Genomic DNA, 15,502 nt, shown 5'->3' on the forward strand with positions numbered 1-15,502 from the left:
GGCGCCGACCCTACCCGCCTCCTCCGACGCGGACGGCGGTCGACGGGCCCTCAGGAGCCGGGGAGGAGGTAGCCGTCCTCCGGGCCGCCCGTCGCCAGGCCGTCGGCGAGGAGCCCGGCCAGGGCGCGACCGCGCTGGTCGGCGTCCGGCCAGAGAGACTCCACCTCGGCCGCGGTGACCGGGCCGTGCGCGGCGCGCAGCTCGGCGAGGATGAGGCCGCGGACCTGGCGGTCCGAGCCCTCGAACCGCTTCTGCTTCGCCTTCACGGGCCCGGTGTGCTCGGGGTACCCCTCCGCCCGCCAGCGGCAGAGGTCGCGGATCGGGCACTCGTCGCAGCGCGGAGCGCGGGCGGTGCAGACGACCGCCCCCAGCTCCATCGCGCCCGCGTTGAAGGCCGCCGCCTCGGAGAGCGACTCGGGCAGCAGCGCCGACATCGCGGCGAGGTCGGCCCTCGCGCGGGGCGGGCCGGGCTCCGCCGCTCCGTCGACCGCGCGCGCGAGGACCCGGCGGACGTTGGTGTCGACCACGGGGTGCCGCCTCCCGTAGGCGAACACGGCGATGGCGCGGGCGGTGTAGTCGCCGATGCCGGGCAGCGCGAGGAGGGTCTCGACGTCGTCGGGGACCACGTCGCCGTGCTCCTCGGCGATCGCCACGGCACAGGCGTGCAGGCGCAGGGCCCGCCGCGGGTAGCCCAGGGACTGCCAGGCGCGCACCGCCTCGCCGGGCGGGACGGCGGCGAGTGCGGAGGGTGTCGGCCAGCGCTCCAGCCACTCCGCCAGACGCGGGACGACGCGGACCACCGGGGTCTGCTGCAGCATGAACTCGCTGACGAGCGTGCCCCAGGCGGGGAACCCCTCGCGGCGCCACGGCAGGTCGCGGGCGCTCGTGCGGAACCAGGCGGTGATCGCGTCGGCGAGAGGGTCGGAGGGCATCAGCCCACACTAGGCGGCGGCGCGTATCGTGGGCGGATGACCAGGTGGGCTCCGCAGAAGGCCGATGTGCTCGACGCTCTCGCGGCGGAGGTGCTGCACAACTACGGGCGCGGACGGGTCAAGGTCGGGATCGACGGCGACGACCCCGCGGTGAGCGCGGCGTTCGCGCTCGACCTCGCGGAGGCGCTCCGCCGGGCCGGCAAGGACGCGATCGTCGCGCACCTCGCCGACTTCCGACGTCCCCGCGCCGATCGGGACGACCCCGCCGTGCCCGACGAGCAGCGCTCCTACGCGGCCGGGTACGACTACGAGCTCCTGCGCCGCGTGCTGCTCGATCCGTTCACCCTCGGCGGCAGCACCGGGTTCGTGCTCGCGGGCTTCGACGCGGTGCGCGACGAGGCGCGGCAGGCGCGCTGGCGGACCGCCGGCCGCGACGCGGTGCTGCTCGTCGACGGCGAGTTCGCCCTCCGGCCGGAGCTGCGCGGCGCGTGGAGCACCAGCATCCGCCTCGACACGCAGGAGCCGCCGGTGGACGCGGCGTACCGCGCCACGACGGACCCGCGCCGGCTGGCGGGGATCCTCGTCGACATCCGCGATCCGGAGCAGCCCCGGCGCCTCTTCGCCGACTCCTGCTGAGCCTCGGGACGGAGGCCGCCGCCGCGGGCGGCGTCGGTCCGACAGGGCCGCGGGCTCAGACCAGGGCGGCGCGGCGCACGACCTCCGCCGGCGGCACGAAGGCGCCCGCCCGCTCGACCTCGTGCACCAGGTCGACCAGCAGCTGGTTGACCGGTGCCTCGCGCCCGCCGCGGTGAGCGGTGCGGACCACGGCCCCGGCCAGGTGGTCGATCTCGCTCGGCACTCCGCGGCGGACGCTCTGCAGCGTCGACCCGGGGTTCGGCACCTCGCCCATCCGCGCGGCCATCCGGCGGGGGAGCAACTCGACCAGGGGCAGGGGAGCGGTGGCCAGGGCGCGGACGGACGTGTTCGAGAGTCCCTGCAGCGAGCCGAAGCGGACGCCCGACGCGAGGCCCGTCCGGGCGGCCTCGCGCATCGACCGGGCGAGGACGCGCCGCAGCCCCGGATCGTCGATCGTCTCCTGGACCGAGAGCCCGGTGATCGCGGGCAGGGCGTTGACCTCGTTGATCAGCAGCTTCGTCCACTGCGCTCCGGTGAAGTCGTCGGTGACGGCGGTGGGGACCGCCTCGCCGAGCACGGCGGCGGCCCGTCGGACGTCGTCGTCGGCCGGGCGGCCGGGGACGCCGAGCGTGGTCGTGGCAGGAGCCGTGACGGTGACGCGGCCGGGTTCGAGGTGGCTCGCGGCGAAGAGGGCGAGAGCACCCACGAGCCGGGCGTCGCGCACCTGCCGGGCCGCCGCGGTGAGTCCGTCCAGTCCGTTCTGGACGACGACGACGAGGGTGCCGTCGACCGTGCGGCGGTTGGTGCGCAGCGCGTCCTCGGCGTCCTGCGCTTTCGTGCAGACGAAGGCGAGATCGGGCACCAGGTCGAGGGACTCGCCGCAGCGGACCCAGGCGGTGTGCTCGCCCCACGCCCCGTCGAGCCGGATCCCCGACCGGCGGATCGCGGTGAGGTGGTCGCCTCGGGCGGTGACCTCGACGTCGTGCCCGGCGCGGTCGAGAAGGGCGGCGATGGTGCCGCCGACGGCGCCTGCTCCGAGTACTGCGATCCTCATCCGGACAGCCTAGGACGGGCGGGCGAGGGCTCCGGCTCCACCCCGGGGGTACTCCCGATCCGTCCGTGTATCCTCGCACCCGTGCTCGAGACCCCCGCCCCGGCTCCGAACGGGATCCTCCTGCTGGACAAGCCCGGCGGCATCACCAGCCACGACCTCGTCTCGCGGACCCGCCGCCGCGCGGGGACCCGCAAGGTAGGCCACGCGGGGACGCTCGATCCGATGGCGACCGGGCTGATGATCCTCGGTCTCGGCCCCTCGACGCGCCTGCTCACCTACCTCGTCGGCCTCGACAAGCAGTACGAGGCGACGATCCGGCTGGGCTCCTCCACCACCACCGACGACCAGGAGGGCGAGGTGCTCGCCTCGGCGGAGCCCGCCCTCGTCGCGGCCCTCGCCCCGGAGTCGGTGTCCGACGCAATCGCGGCCCTCACCGGAGCGATCGAGCAGGTCCCGAGCACGGTCAGCGCGATCAAGGTCGACGGCCGCCGCGCCTACGCCCGCGCCCGCGACGGCGAGGAGGTCGTGCTCGCCTCCCGCCCCGTGACCGTCTCGGAGTTCGCCGTCCTGGCGAGCCGCCCGGTCGAGGGGTTCCTCGACCTGGACGTGCGCGTCACCTGCTCCTCCGGCACCTACATCCGCGCGCTCGCCCGCGACCTGGGCGCGTCCCTCGGAGTCGGCGGCCACCTGACCGCGCTGCGGCGCACCGCGGTCGGCCCCTTCTCCGTGGCGCAGGCCGGCGAGATCGACGAGCTCGACGTCCCCGCCGCGCTCCTGCCGCCGACGCTCGTGGCGGGCGAGCTGTTCCCCCTGCTGCGCCTCGACGCCCAGGAGGCGGGCGATCTCGCGAACGGCAAGCGCATCCCGGCCCCGGAGGCGGTGGCGGGAGCGAAGGTCCTCCTCGCCGCGGTCGGCCCGGGGGAGCGGCTGATCGGCCTCGCCGAGCGGCGCGGCACCCAGCTCAAGAGCGTCGTCAACTTCCCGACCGAGGACCTGCGGACGGCCGCCTCGTGATCGAGTGGTTCACGATCCTCCAGGTGGGGATCGCCGTCGCGGCCGGCCTGCTCTGCCTCGTGCTCGGGCTGCTCGCCCGCCGTCCCTCGGACGTCTCGGTCGGCGCGACGGCGATCGTCGAGCTGCTGCTGATCGTCCAGCTGGCGGTCGCGATCGTGTCGCCGCTGGTCGGCAACCGCCCGTCGGGGAGCCTGCCGGAGTACTACATCTACCTGATCTCGGCGCTGCTCCTGCCGCTCGCGGCCGGGTTCTGGGCGCTCATCGAGCGGAGCCGCTGGAGCACCGTGATCCTGGGCGTCGCCTGCCTCTCGATCGCGGTCATGGTCTACCGGATGCACCAGATCTGGTTCTTCCAGAGCGCCTGATCGGGCCCGCCACCGGGCCCGGCCCGGCGAGCGCCTAGCATGGACGTGCGATGTCGAAACCAGCCAGCGATGCGTCCGGACGGGCCGCTCACGACCCCTCAGTTCCCTCGGCCCCCGGGAGCGGAGAGCCGAACCGTTCCGCCCGCTCGCGCGGGATCGGCAGCCTCCTGGTCGTGGTCTACGGGATCCTCGCGCTCGCCGCGACGGGGCGCTCCGTCTTCCAGATCATCGACCGGTTCGACGAGGCGCCGCTGGCGTTCTCGCTCTCGGCGCTCTCGGCCGTCGTGTACATCGTCGCGACGGTCGCCCTGATCGTCCCGGGCCGCGCCTGGCAGCGCGTCGCGTGGGTGACGATCACCTTCGAGCTGGTGGGCGTGCTCGTGGTCGGCGCGCTCAGCCTCCTCGCTCCGCAGCTCCTCGGGCTCGCGAGCGCCGACCCGTTCGGGGGCCAGTCGACGGTGTGGGCGGCCTTCGGCGCCGGCTACCTGCTCATCCCGCTCGTCCTGCCCGTGCTCGGCCTCTGGTGGCTCCGCGTGCAGGGGCGGCGCACTGCCCCGGCGGCCGCCTGATGCGCGTCGAGACCCGCCCCGGCGACCTGGCAGGGATCGGACCCTCCGCCGTCACGATCGGCAAGTTCGACGGCGTCCACTCCGGGCACCGGGCCGTCATCGGCCGGCTGCACGAGCGGGCCCGCGAGCAGGGGCTCGCCGCCGTCGTCGTCACCTTCGACCGCAATCCGCTCAGCGTGATCGCGCCGGAGAAGTGCCCGCCCGTCCTGGTCGGCAACGAGCAGAAGCTCGAGCTCCTCGCCGGGACCGGCGTGGACGCGACCCTGCTGCTCACCTTCGACGAGGCGTTCCGGGCGCTCTCGCCCGAGCAGTTCGTCGAGCAGGTGCTGGTGGAGGCACTCGAGGCCCGCGTGGTCCTCGTCGGCTCCGACTTCCGCTTCGGCGCCCGGGGAGCGGGCGACGTCGACCTGCTGCGCGTGCTCGGCGGGCAGCACGGATTCGAGGTGGAGCTGATCGACGACGTGCGGCCCGAGGACGGGCGCCGCGTCTCCTCCACCTGGATCCGCGAGCTGCTGGCCGAGGGCGACGTGGAGCACGCGACGCGCCTGCTCGGGCACGAGCCCGTCGTCCGCGGCGTGGTCGTGCACGGAGCGAAGCGCGGCCGCGAGCTGGGCTTCCCGACCGCGAACCTCTCGCCGCAGTCGCAGGGCCTGATCCCGGCCGACGGCGTCTACGCGGGCCGGCTCACCACCGACGGCGTCACGCATCCCGCCGCGATCTCGGTCGGCAGCAACCCGACCTTCGTCGGGGTGCCGCCCAAGCAGGTCGAGGCGTACGTGCTCGATCAGACGCTCGACACCCTCGACCTCTACGACCGCGTGGTCGACGTGGCGTTCGTCGGCCGGATCCGCGGCCAGGTCGCCTACGAGGGCGTCGAGCCCCTCATCCGCCAGATGAACCACGACGTGGTGCAGGTCCGCGAGGTCCTCGGCATCGACTGAGCGGGATGCCGGGCGCCGCCTAGCAGGGGCCGCGGGCCCGCACCAGCGGGAGAGGTCCCGGAGCCATCGGCGTACCGTGGCCGCATGAGCGAAACCCCCTCCGACTCGGCGCGCCCCCTCGCGCTCGTCACCGGCGCGACCGGCTACATCGGCGGCCGGCTGACGCCGCGCCTCCTCGAGGCGGGCTTCCGGGTGCGCGTCCTGGTGCGCGACCCGCGCAAGCTGGTCGACGTGCCGTGGGCGGAGGAGGTCGAGGTCGCCCAGGGCGATCTCGGCGATCCGGAGTCGCTGGAGGCCGCGGTCGAGGGCGTCGACGTCCTCTACTACCTCGTCCACTCGATGGGCTCGGGCAACGACCACGCCCACTTCGAGGAGGTCGAGAGCCGCGCCGCGCACAACGTCGCCACGGCCGCGGAGTCGGCCGGCGTCGGCCGCATCGTCTACCTCGGCGGCCTGCACCCCGAGGGCCAGGAGCTCTCGAAGCACCTCCGCTCGCGCGCGGAGGTGGGCCGGATCCTGATGGAGTCGGGAGTGCCGACGATCGCCCTGCAGGCGGGCGTGATCATCGGCTCCGGGTCGACCTCGTTCGAGATGGTGCGCCACCTCACCGACGTGCTGCCGTACATGCCCGCGCCGCAGTGGGTGCGCAACTTCATCCAGCCGATCGCCGTGCGCGACGTGCTGCACTACCTGATCGGCTCCGCGTCGCTCGAGGACGCCACGCTCAACCGCACCTTCGACATCGGCGGGCCCGACGTGCTCCGCTACGGCCAGATGATGAACGGCTACGCGGTCGAGGCCGGGCTCCCGCAGCGGCCGATCGCGTCCCTGCCGGTGTTCACCCCGTGGCTGGCCTCGCAGTGGGTCAACCTGGTCACGCCGATCCCGCGCTCGCTCGCCGTGCCCATCATCGCCTCGCTGCAGTACGACTGCGTCGTGCACGAGCAGGACATCCGCGCGCTCATCCCCGACCCCGAGGGCGGGCTGACCTCCTACCGCCGCGCCGTCCGGCTCGCGCTGGGAAAGATGCAGGCGGGCGAGATCGAGACGAGCTGGCAGAACGCGGAGGTCGTCGGCGCTCCCAGCGATCCGCTGCCGAGCGACCCGGAGTGGGCCGGCCACACGGTCTACGTGGACCTCAAGGAGCGCCGCACCCAGGCCGACCCGGCCAAGCTCTGGCGCGTCATCGAGGGCATCGGCGGCACCAACGGCTGGTACTCCTTCCCGCTCGCGTGGGTGATCCGCGGCTGGATGGACCGCCTCGTCGGGGGAGTGGGCCTGCAGCGCGGGCGCCGCGACTCCGCGCGCCTGCACGCCGGCGACGCCCTCGACTTCTGGCGCGTCGAGGAGATCGAGCGGCCGAAGCTCCTGCGCCTGCGCGCCGAGATGAAGGTGCCCGGTGGGGCCTGGCTCGAGATGCGCGCCGAGCCCTCCGAAGACGGCGGCTCGGTCTACACGCAGCGCGCGGTGTTCTTCCCGCAGGGCCTCGCGGGCAGGCTCTACTGGTTCGCGATCCTGCCCTTCCACGGCATCATCTTCAACGGCATGGCCAACCGCATCACGGCCACCGCGGCCGACCTGCCGGACTCCGGCGACGAGCGCTCCCCTGGCGGGCGCCGGGTGCAGCGGTGACAATGGAGGGGTCCGGCGGCGGCGAGGCCGCCCGGGACGCCGACGAGAGGAGCACGATGAGCGAACGGTCGAGTACGGACGCGGGGCGCGGACTCCAGCTGGGGAAGGTCCTCTTCATCGGGGACAGCATCATCCAGGCGGGAGCCTGGGGCGAGTGGCTGACGGAGTCGACGGTCGTCGACGAGGGAGTCGGAGGGGCCACCACGGCGGACGTCGTCGCGCGGCTCGCCGAGCTGGTCGCGCAGGAGCCGGACACGGTGGTGCTGCTGATCGGCACCAACGACCTCGCCTGGCACCGCACGACGGAGCACGTCGTGCGCAACATCGAGACGATCGTCGCGACGTTCCGGCGCGACCTCCCGGACGTGCGCATCCTGGTGACCTCGGTCCTGCCGCGCGGACACGAGTTCGCGCCGCAGATCCGCGAGATCAACCGCCACCTGTGGCAGTTCGCGCCCACGGCGCACGCGGGCTACCTCGACCTGTGGCCGGTGCTCGCGGGCGAGGACGGCGGGCTGCTCGAGCAGTACTCGCCGGACGGCCTGCACCTCAACGAGGACGGCTACCGCGCGTGGCGCGAGGCACTGGGCCCGGCGCTCGAGGCGGTCGTGCGGATGCCTCCGCGGACCCGCCCGATCACGCTGCCCTACGACGAGTTCGCGCGGCCGAAGACGGCCTAGCGGAGCACCGTGGAGGGGGAGTCGACCGCAGGGTCGGCTCCCCTTCCGTCATTCCGCGGCCAGGGCGGCCTCGAAGGCCGCGAGGGCGTCCGCGGAGAAGAGGACGAACCGGACCTCGTCGAGTGCGCCGTCCGCGGTCGCCTCGCGGACCGTCTCCACCGCGATGCGCGCCGCGTCGTCCATCGGCCAGCCGTAGACGCCCGCCGAGACGGCCGGGAAGGCGAGCGTCCGCGCACCGAGACCGACGGCGGTGCGCACCGACTCGCGGTAGGCCGAGGCGAGGACGGCGCTGCGGTCCTCCGACCGCGAGTGGACGGGACCGACGGTGTGCACGACCCAGCGGGCAGGGAGGCGGCCGGCGGTCGTGGCGACCGCGGAGCCGGCGGGCAGACCGTCCGGCAGCTCGGTCCCGCGGAGCCGGCGGCACTCGGCGAGGATCTCCGGTCCGCCCGCGCGGTGGATCGCGCCGTCGACGCCGCCGCCGCCGAGGAGCGACGAGTTCGCCGCGTTCACGATCGCGTCGACGTGCTCGCGGGTGAGGTCGCCGCGCACGGCTCTCAGGGTGGTCACGACTCCTCCTCCAGGTTTCGTCCGAGGGCAGCGATCGCCGCAGGTCCCACGCGGCAGCAGCCGCCGATCAGATCCGCTCCCGCCGCACGCCAGGAGGCGACCAGCACGGGGTCGAAGGCCGCGTCGCCTGCCCAGCGACGCTCGACGGCGTCCCACTCCTCGCCGCTGTTCGGGTACACGACGACCAGCTTGCCGGTGACGGAGCGGGCGATGCGGACCGCCTCGGCGACGTCGCCGGGCGGGCAGCAGTTCACTCCCACGCCGACGACCTCCTCGGAGGCGGCGGCGACGGCGAACGCCTCGGCCAGGGGCTCGCCGGCCGCGGTGCGGCCCGAACGGCCGCTCACGCAGATCCAGGCGGGGACCGAGGAGCCCGCGAGGGCCTCCACGACGGCCCGCACCTCCCGCACCGACGGGATGGTCTCGACGGCGAGCAGGTCGGGCCCGGCCGCGGCCAGGGTCTCCAGGCGCGGCCGGTGCCAGGCGGCGAGCTCGCCGACGGTGAGGCCGTCGTCGCCGCGGTACTCGGAGCCGTCGCCGAGGCTCGCACCGAAAGGGCCGACGGAGGCGGCGACCCAGCCGCTCTGCGCGCGCCGGGCCAGGTCGACGCTCTCCCGGAGGGCGCGCTCGACGAGGCCCGGGGGCAGCCCCGCGGCTGCGAATCCGCTCGCGGACACCTGGTAGCTCGCGGTCACCGCGACCCGGGCGCCCGCCTCGGCGAAGGCGCGGTGCGCGGCGACGACCCGGCCGGGCTCCTCCAGCAGGACCCGGGCGCTCCAGAGCGAGGAGTCCACCGCGGCGCCCTGCGCCTCCAGCTCCGTGCCCAGGCCCCCGTCGAGCAGCAGCGGGCGCACCCGCGCCGCAGCGACGAGGCCGGCGGTCACGAGCGGTTGTTGGAGAGCTCGAAGATCTTCACGAGCTCGGCGATCGCCGCCTCGCGGGCGTCTCCGCCCTCCTCGAACATCGCGGTGATGTGCGTGCGGAGGTGGTTCTCGACGATGAGCTTGTTGAGCGAGCCGAGCGACTTCTGGATCGCGAGGGACTGCGTGACGATGTCGACGCAGTAGTCCTCGTTCTCGATCATCCGCTCGAGGCCGCGCATCTGGCCGCCCAGGATCCGGGCACGGTGCAGCGAGCGCTTCTTGAGGTCCTCGATCACTCCTCCAGCCTACGCGCCGCAGGCGGTACCCGGGCGGGGTATGCGCCCGCCTACGATCGAGGGGTGAGCACCCGCAAGCCGTCCCGCGCGACCGCCGCCCGCTACCCCTCGCGCGACCGCGCCCGCATGGCGCTCGCGCCCGGGATCCTCGGCGCGATCGTGCTGCTGGCCGGGCTCGCCCTCGTCGGCTCCGACGCCTACGACTTCATCCGCTACCCGGTCGCGATCCTCGCGGCGGTCATCGGCTGGTTCGCGATCCAGGCGCGCGCACTCCTCTGGCTGATCGGGCTCGTCCCCGTGCTCGTGCTGTGGAACCCGGTGCTGCCGTTCGCGTTCCCGGACGCGATCTGGTCCTCGCTGAGCCTCGCCGCGGTCGGCGTCTTCGTGGCGGCGGGCCTCGTCATCCGCGTCCCGACCCCGGAATGACGACGAGCGCGACCGTCCGCGCGTCTGAGCGCCGCCCGGACCGTCCCGAGGAGTAGACTGGCGCCGCACCCGCACGCCGGGGATGCTGCGACCGGGTCCCAGACCCGTTGCTCGGAGCTCCCGACGGCCACCGGATGCACCGACGCCCGACGCCTCCCCGGAGGCGATCCGGCGGATGCACGGCGACGGCAGCGCGCGGGAACCCCTCCTCCGCCCCCCGTCACACATCGAGGAGGAGCATGGCTCGCAGCGGCCAGCGTCAGTCCGGTCAGACGCGACGAGCGTCGAACGCCGCCGGGAGCCGACCCCGATCGCGCTCGCGCGGCGTGGACAACGCGGGGATCATCCCGATCCTCGCCCGCCGCGTCCGCGAGGTGGAGGCGAAGGCCCAGACCGGCAAGGTCGGGCCGACCAACCGGACGAAGTTCCTGGTGATCGCCCTCCTGATGCGCGAGGAGCGCAAGCGGGTCAAGGTCGATCCTTCGCTCAGCGACGCGCAGCGCGCCGAGGAGATGAAGCGCCTCGACGGCATCGCCACGATCCTGGCCAAGACGGCCGCCCGCGACACCAGCCTGATCGCGCTGCTCGAATCGGAGGCCGGCGTCACGGCGGCCGCGCAGAAGCTCCGCCGCGACTGGCTGCTCGAGGCGGGCGCGGAGCTCAGCCCCGACGAGCTGCTCATCGTGACCGAGCCGGAGCCCAAGCCCGAGGTGCCGGTCAACCAGGTCGTGCCGCAGTCGGTGCGCGCCCGGCAGCTGGCGAACCCCTTCCTCCCGCCGGACTTCTCGATCGCCGAGGCCTCGGCCCCGGCGCCGCGCCGCCGGCTCGACGACTGGGAGCTGCTCGGGCCGCTCTTCAAGGCGTTCGAGTACGGAGCGGGCGGACGGGCCGCGAGCATGGAGCTCCCGGAGCCGCCGAAGCTCGACCGGGTCTCGCCGCGCGGCCGCGAGCTGATGCCGCACCAGGCGCGCTTCATCGAGAGCGCCCGCGAGGGGCACCGCAGCTTCCTGCTCGCCGACGAGCCGGGTCTGGGCAAGACCGCGCAGAGCCTCCTCGCCGCCTCGGTGGTCGGGGCGTACCCGCTGCTCGCGGTGGTGCCGAACGTGGTCAAGATGAACTGGGCGCGCGAGGTGGAGCACTGGACGCCGCAGAGGCGCGCCACGGTGATCCACGGAGACGGCGGCACGCTCGACGCGTTCGCCGACGTTGTCATCGTCAACTACGACATCCTCGACCGGCACATCGGCTGGCTCGGGAGCCTGGGCTTCCGCGGCATGGTCGTCGACGAGGCGCACTTCATCAAGAACCTCCGCTCGCAGCGCTCGCAGAGCGTGCTCGCGCTGGCGTCGAGGATCCGCGAGACCACTCCGGGGCACGATCCGCTGATGATCGCGCTGACCGGCACCCCGCTGATCAACGACGTCGACGACTTCCGCGCCATCTGGCGCTTCCTCGGCTGGATCGACGAGACCAAGCCGGGACCGGAGCTGATGGGCCGCCTCGAGGAGACGGGCCTCACCCCCGCCGACACGGGCTTCTACCCGGAGGCGCGCGAGGCCGTGATCGACCTCGGCATCGTCCGGCGCAAGAAGATCGACGTCGCCGCCGACCTGCCGTCGAAGCGGATCGTCGATCTGCCCGTCGAGCTGGACGACGACCTCGGCCGCTCCATCCAGAAGGCCGAGCGCGAGCTCGGCGCCCGCATGCTGCAGCGCTTCAGGGCGGTCACCTCCTCGATCACGCACGAGCTCGACGACGACGAGCGCGAGCGGTTCATCCGCATCGTGGCGCAGAGCGAGCTCGAGGAGTCGAAGTCGGCCAAGACCGGCGAGAACGTCTTCACCATGGTGCGCCGGATCGGCCAGGCCAAGGCGGCGCTGGCCGCCGACTACGCCTCGCAGCTGGCCCGCTCGGTGGGCAAGGTCGTCTTCTTCGCGAAGCACATCGACGTGATGGACCAGGCGGAGGACACGTTCGAGAAGCGCGAGCTCACGTCCGTCTCGATCCGGGGAGACCAGACCGCGGCGTTCCGCCAGACGCAGATCGACGCCTTCAACGAGGACCCCGACGTCTCGGTCGCCGTCTGCTCGCTCACCGCGGCGGGAGTCGGCGTGAACCTGCAGGCGTCGTCCAACGTGGTGCTCGCCGAGCTGTCGTGGACCTCGGCCGAGCAGACGCAGGCGATCGACCGCGTGCACCGCATCGGCCAGGAGGAGCCGGTGACGGCGTGGAGGATCATCGCGGCGCACACGATCGACGCGAAGATCGCCGAGCTCATCGACGCCAAGGCCGGTCTCGCCGCCCGGGCGCTCGACGGCGCGGACGCCGAGACGGCCTCGGCCGACACGGTGCAGCTGGACGCCCTCATGCACGTCCTGCGCGAGGCGATCGGCTGAGCGCACCCGCCCGGACCGGCTGAGAGCTCAGCCGGTCCGGGCGAGCGGTGCGGCGAAGAAGTCCTTCTCGAACGAACTCGACCGCAGGAACGCGTCCCTCATCGCGGCGCGCTCCCTCGGTGAGGCGTCGCGGGCGGCCTGCTCCGTGAACTCGATCGCCCGCTCGGTGGCCGTCGCGAAGACCGGGTCGCCGTAGGTGAGCAGCCAGTCCGCGTAGGGGTGCTCGGGGTGCCCGGAGGCGGCGAGGCGCGACCCGACGTCGGCGTAGAGCCAGAAGCAGGGGAGCAGGGCGGCGACGATCTCGCCGTAGCCGCCGCCCGCGGCGACCGCGAGCAGGTGGTCGGTGTAGCCGCGGGTCACGGGCGCGGGAGTCGCGTCCCTGGTCCCGAGCCGGTCGCGGTGCAGCTGCGCCTCCGCCGCGAGGGCGGACGCCGAGCCCTCGGCCCAGAAGACCTGCTCGGCGGTGGTCGGCGCGCGTTGCGCCGCCACGGCCAGGACGCGGGCGTACTCGGTGAGGTAGAGAGCGTCCTGCTCGAGGTACCACTCGAAGTCCTCCCGCCCGAGGGAGCCGTCGCCGAGGGCCCGCACGAACGGGAGCGCGTCGATCTCGTCGCGGAGGGTCCGCGTCCGCTCCCAGACGTCCGCGCAGAACGCCGGAGGACGTTGCCGGTGGAAGTGGTCGATCGGGCCGTTGCCGGAGCCGACCTCGAGAGCGTCGGCGGCGCGCAGGGCGCCGGTCAGCCACTCCTTGGCCTCCGTCAGCGCCTCGACCAGGGCGTCGGAGGAGGCGTCGCGCCCGGCCAGGAGCGTCGCCATCGCGGACGAGAGCGAGCACCCGGTGCCGTGCGTGTTCGAGGTGGCGACGCGCTCGCCGGGGACCTCGCGCACGAGGCCGTCGGGAGTGACGATCGCGTCCGGGGTGGCGGGGCCGTCGAGGTGGCCGCCCTTCACCAGCACGGCGGCGTCGAGGGCGCGGGCGAGCATCGCCCCCTGCGCGAGCGCGGCCGGCCAGTCGGAGGCGGTCGGCTCTCCGGCCAGCACGCCCAGCTCGGGGAGGTTCGGCGTCACCAGGTCGGCGCGGCGGAGCAGGTCGCGCACGGCGTCCTCCGCCTCGGGAGCGAGCAGCCGGTGACCGCTGGTCGCGACCATCACCGGATCCACGACCACGACGGGCGGGCGGACCTCGTCGAGCCACTCGGCGACGACTCCGACGTACTCGGCCGTGGCGAGCATCCCGATCTTCACCGCGTCGATCGTGACGTCGTCGCTCACCGCGTCGAGCTGCTCGCGGAGGAACACGGCGGGTGGCAGGTGCACGGAGCGGACCCCGTGCGTGTTCTGCGCGACGAGCGCGGTGACGACCGCCATGCCGTAGCCGCCGAGCGCGCCGATCGACTTGAGGTCGGCCTGGACGCCTGCACCGCCGGTCGGATCGGTGCCGGCGATGCTGAGGACACGGGGGACGCGGGCGACGGCGGTCACCGGTCCCACTCCGCTCGGATCAGGCGGGCGGCCGCCGCGGGGTCGGCGGCCGTGCAGAGCGCCGACACGACCGCGAGGCCGGCCGCACCGGCGAGGCGGAGTGGCCCCGCGTCCGCGGCTCCGACTCCGCCGATGGCGACGCAGGGCAGCGCCGTGGCCGCGGCGAGGGCGGCGAACCCGTCGACACCGAGGGGAGCGGGGTGGTCGGGCTTGGTCGCGGTGGGCCGGATGACGCCGACGCCGAGGTAGTCGACCGTCCCCGCGGGCAGGGCGCGGACGGCGGCGAGGTGCTCGGGGGTGTTCGCGGTCAGCCCGATCACCGCGTCGGGTCCGAGCAGCGAGCGGGCGGCGGTGACGGGGAGGTCGGACTGCCCGAGGTGGACGCCGTGGACGCGGGCGCCCGCGAGGCGGGCGGCGAGGGCGACGTCGACGCGGTCGTCGACCAGCAGGGTCGTGCGCTCGTCGAGGACGGCGGCGACGGCCCGGGTCAGGGCGACGAGCTCGGCGGCGGGGGCGTCGTGATCGCGGATCTGCACGGTCGTGACTCCGCCCCGGACGGCGGCGGCGACCACCGCGGGCACGCCGCGCGGGCCGCACTGGGCGGTGTCCGTGACGAGGTAGAGCGAGAGGTCGAGGCTCATGCGATCCGCGCCCCGGCCTCGGCGTCGGCCGGCTGGAGGGCAGCGAGGGCGTCGAGGAGGCCGACGGCGAAGGACCCGGGACCGCTGCTCGCGGCGGCGGCCCGCTCGGCGGCGAGGCCCCAGACCGCGGAAGCGCTGACGGCCGCGTCGAGCGGGCGGGCGCCCGCGCCGAGGAACGCCGCCATCACGGCGCCGAGCGCGCAGCCGCCGCCGGTCACGCGGGTCAGCAGCGGGTGGCCCCCCGTGACCCGGACGATCCGCTCGCCGTCGGTGACGAGGTCGACCGCTCCCGAGACGGCGACCACGCCGCCGGTGCGGCGGGCGAGGACGCGGGCGGAGTCGAGCGCCTGCTCGGCGGTGTCGACGGCGTCCACGCCGCGGCCGCCCGCACCGGCTCCCGCGAGGGCGAGGATCTCGGAGGCGTTGCCGCGGATGATCGCGGGCCGCGCCTCGAGCAGCTCCACCGCCAGAGCGGTGCGGACGGGCAGCGGGCCCACGGCGACCGGATCGAGCACCCACGGGGTGCCGGCGCGTCCGGCCGCGGCGACCGCCTCGCGAGCACCCTCGCGCTGCTCCGCTCCGGGCGTGCCGAGGTTGACGAGCACCGCGGAGGCGAGGCCCGCGAAGACGCCCGCCTCGCCGGGCAGGTCGCACATCGCCGGGCTGGCGCCGAGGGCCAGAAGGCTGTTGGCGGTGAAGCCGGTGACGACCGCGTTCGTGATGCACTGCACCAGGGGCCCGGCGGCGCGGAGCTCGGCGAGATCGCGACCCACGGACGCCGGGTCGGGCGCCGTGTCGGCGGGGAGGGTCGGGTGGACAGGCGTGCGAATGCTCATTCGCGACATCCCTTCGCTAGTACGAACTAGATCAGGTTCAACGGGTCTTCTCTCAGCCCTGGCGGGCACCCCGTGTCACTGCGCACGACCCTAGCAGCGGGCGCGGGCGCGCTCGCTGCTGCAGTGCGAGAGGAGGGAGCGGGCCGTCGTCGCCCCTTCGCCCGGGAGC

The 15,502-nt window shown here is 74.3% G+C and carries 17 protein-coding genes and 1 riboswitch; of the genes, 9 read left to right on the forward strand and 8 right to left on the reverse strand.

The genetic code is table 11. The features are described 5' to 3' along the window. Positions 1-50 precede the first annotated feature (50 nt). On the reverse strand, positions 51-932 hold the full coding sequence (locus C5D66_RS01800) for an A/G-specific adenine glycosylase (protein WP_104246569.1): 882 nt from the start codon (positions 930-932) through the stop codon (positions 51-53). Positions 933-968: 36 nt separating this feature from the next. Here C5D66_RS01800 and C5D66_RS01805 point away from each other — a divergent pair, with 36 nt between their 5' ends. After that, positions 969-1,568, forward strand: a complete 600-nt coding sequence (locus C5D66_RS01805; RefSeq protein ID WP_146083143.1) for a hypothetical protein — start codon at positions 969-971, stop codon at positions 1,566-1,568. Between the two features lie 55 nt (positions 1,569-1,623). On the opposite strand, the gene C5D66_RS01810 is transcribed toward C5D66_RS01805, so the two are convergent. Then, complete coding sequence (locus C5D66_RS01810; protein WP_104255104.1) at positions 1,624-2,622, reverse strand: ketopantoate reductase family protein; 999 nt, start codon at positions 2,620-2,622, stop codon at positions 1,624-1,626. A gap of 81 nt (positions 2,623-2,703) precedes the next feature. On the opposite strand from C5D66_RS01810, the gene truB reads away from it, so the two are divergent. The 6 genes from truB to C5D66_RS01840 all read left to right on the forward strand — a co-directional run bounded on the left by truB (position 2,704) and on the right by C5D66_RS01840 (position 7,823). Beyond that, positions 2,704-3,636: a tRNA pseudouridine(55) synthase TruB gene (truB, locus tag C5D66_RS01815; RefSeq protein WP_104255105.1), complete on the forward strand. Its 933-nt coding sequence runs from the start codon at positions 2,704-2,706 to the stop codon at positions 3,634-3,636. After that, complete coding sequence (locus C5D66_RS01820) at positions 3,633-4,001, forward strand: hypothetical protein (protein ID WP_104223058.1); 369 nt, start codon at positions 3,633-3,635, stop codon at positions 3,999-4,001. Before truB ends, C5D66_RS01820 begins: the two co-directional genes overlap by 4 nt. A 50-nt stretch (positions 4,002-4,051) precedes the next feature. Beyond that, complete coding sequence (locus C5D66_RS01825; RefSeq protein ID WP_258063838.1) at positions 4,052-4,570, forward strand: hypothetical protein; 519 nt, start codon at positions 4,052-4,054, stop codon at positions 4,568-4,570. After that, entirely contained in the window at positions 4,570-5,511 is a 942-nt protein-coding gene (locus C5D66_RS01830) for a bifunctional riboflavin kinase/FAD synthetase (protein ID WP_104225670.1), read from the forward strand. Before C5D66_RS01825 ends, C5D66_RS01830 begins: the two co-directional genes overlap by 1 nt. 84 nt (positions 5,512-5,595) lie before the next feature. After that, positions 5,596-7,143: an SDR family oxidoreductase gene (locus C5D66_RS01835; RefSeq protein ID WP_104255106.1), complete on the forward strand. Its 1,548-nt coding sequence runs from the start codon at positions 5,596-5,598 to the stop codon at positions 7,141-7,143. 56 nt (positions 7,144-7,199) lie between these two features. Further along, the gene (locus C5D66_RS01840) at positions 7,200-7,823 is read left to right on the forward strand and encodes a GDSL-type esterase/lipase family protein (protein WP_104225671.1); all 624 of its coding nucleotides are present in this window, start codon (positions 7,200-7,202) and stop codon (positions 7,821-7,823) included. Between the two features lie 48 nt (positions 7,824-7,871). Here C5D66_RS01840 and C5D66_RS01845 read toward each other — a convergent pair whose 3' ends face one another. The 3 genes from C5D66_RS01845 to C5D66_RS01855 are packed head-to-tail and all read right to left on the reverse strand — an operon-like array spanning position 7,872 to position 9,552. Further along, positions 7,872-8,393, reverse strand: coding sequence for an O-acetyl-ADP-ribose deacetylase (locus tag C5D66_RS01845; RefSeq protein WP_104225600.1), 522 nt, complete (start codon positions 8,391-8,393; stop codon positions 7,872-7,874). Continuing rightward, entirely contained in the window at positions 8,390-9,277 is an 888-nt protein-coding gene (gene mmuM / locus C5D66_RS01850; protein WP_104274270.1) for a homocysteine S-methyltransferase, read from the reverse strand. The genes C5D66_RS01845 and mmuM overlap by 4 nt, the downstream gene beginning before the upstream one ends. Next, entirely contained in the window at positions 9,274-9,552 is a 279-nt protein-coding gene (locus C5D66_RS01855) for a metal-sensitive transcriptional regulator (protein WP_104223062.1), read from the reverse strand. The genes mmuM and C5D66_RS01855 overlap by 4 nt, the downstream gene beginning before the upstream one ends. 63 nt (positions 9,553-9,615) lie before the next feature. On the opposite strand from C5D66_RS01855, the gene C5D66_RS01860 reads away from it, so the two are divergent. Then, positions 9,616-9,978, forward strand: a complete 363-nt coding sequence (locus C5D66_RS01860; protein ID WP_244229446.1) for a DUF6804 family protein — start codon at positions 9,616-9,618, stop codon at positions 9,976-9,978. A gap of 239 nt (positions 9,979-10,217) precedes the next feature. Continuing rightward, positions 10,218-12,374, forward strand: a complete 2,157-nt coding sequence (locus tag C5D66_RS01865) for a DEAD/DEAH box helicase (RefSeq protein ID WP_104225603.1) — start codon at positions 10,218-10,220, stop codon at positions 12,372-12,374. 27 nt (positions 12,375-12,401) lie between these two features. On the opposite strand, the gene thiD is transcribed toward C5D66_RS01865, so the two are convergent. The 3 genes from thiD to thiM all read right to left on the reverse strand — a co-directional run bounded on the left by thiD (position 12,402) and on the right by thiM (position 15,333). Next, entirely contained in the window at positions 12,402-13,856 is a 1,455-nt protein-coding gene (thiD, locus tag C5D66_RS01870; protein ID WP_258063836.1) for a bifunctional hydroxymethylpyrimidine kinase/phosphomethylpyrimidine kinase, read from the reverse strand. Then, positions 13,853-14,497: a thiamine phosphate synthase gene (gene thiE / locus C5D66_RS01875; RefSeq protein ID WP_104255108.1), complete on the reverse strand. Its 645-nt coding sequence runs from the start codon at positions 14,495-14,497 to the stop codon at positions 13,853-13,855. Before thiE ends, thiD begins: the two co-directional genes overlap by 4 nt. Next, a complete protein-coding gene (thiM, locus tag C5D66_RS01880; RefSeq protein WP_104246561.1) occupies positions 14,494-15,333 on the reverse strand; it encodes a hydroxyethylthiazole kinase in 840 nt (279 codons plus the stop codon). Before thiM ends, thiE begins: the two co-directional genes overlap by 4 nt. Beyond that, positions 15,325-15,416, reverse strand: a riboswitch (TPP riboswitch). (Overlaps the previous gene by 9 nt.) Positions 15,417-15,502 lie beyond the last annotated feature (86 nt).

Origin of the sequence: Rathayibacter sp. AY1B4, from assembly GCF_002932815.1 — a bacterium.
In the GTDB taxonomy this organism is placed as follows: Bacteria; Actinomycetota; Actinomycetes; order Actinomycetales; family Microbacteriaceae; genus Rathayibacter.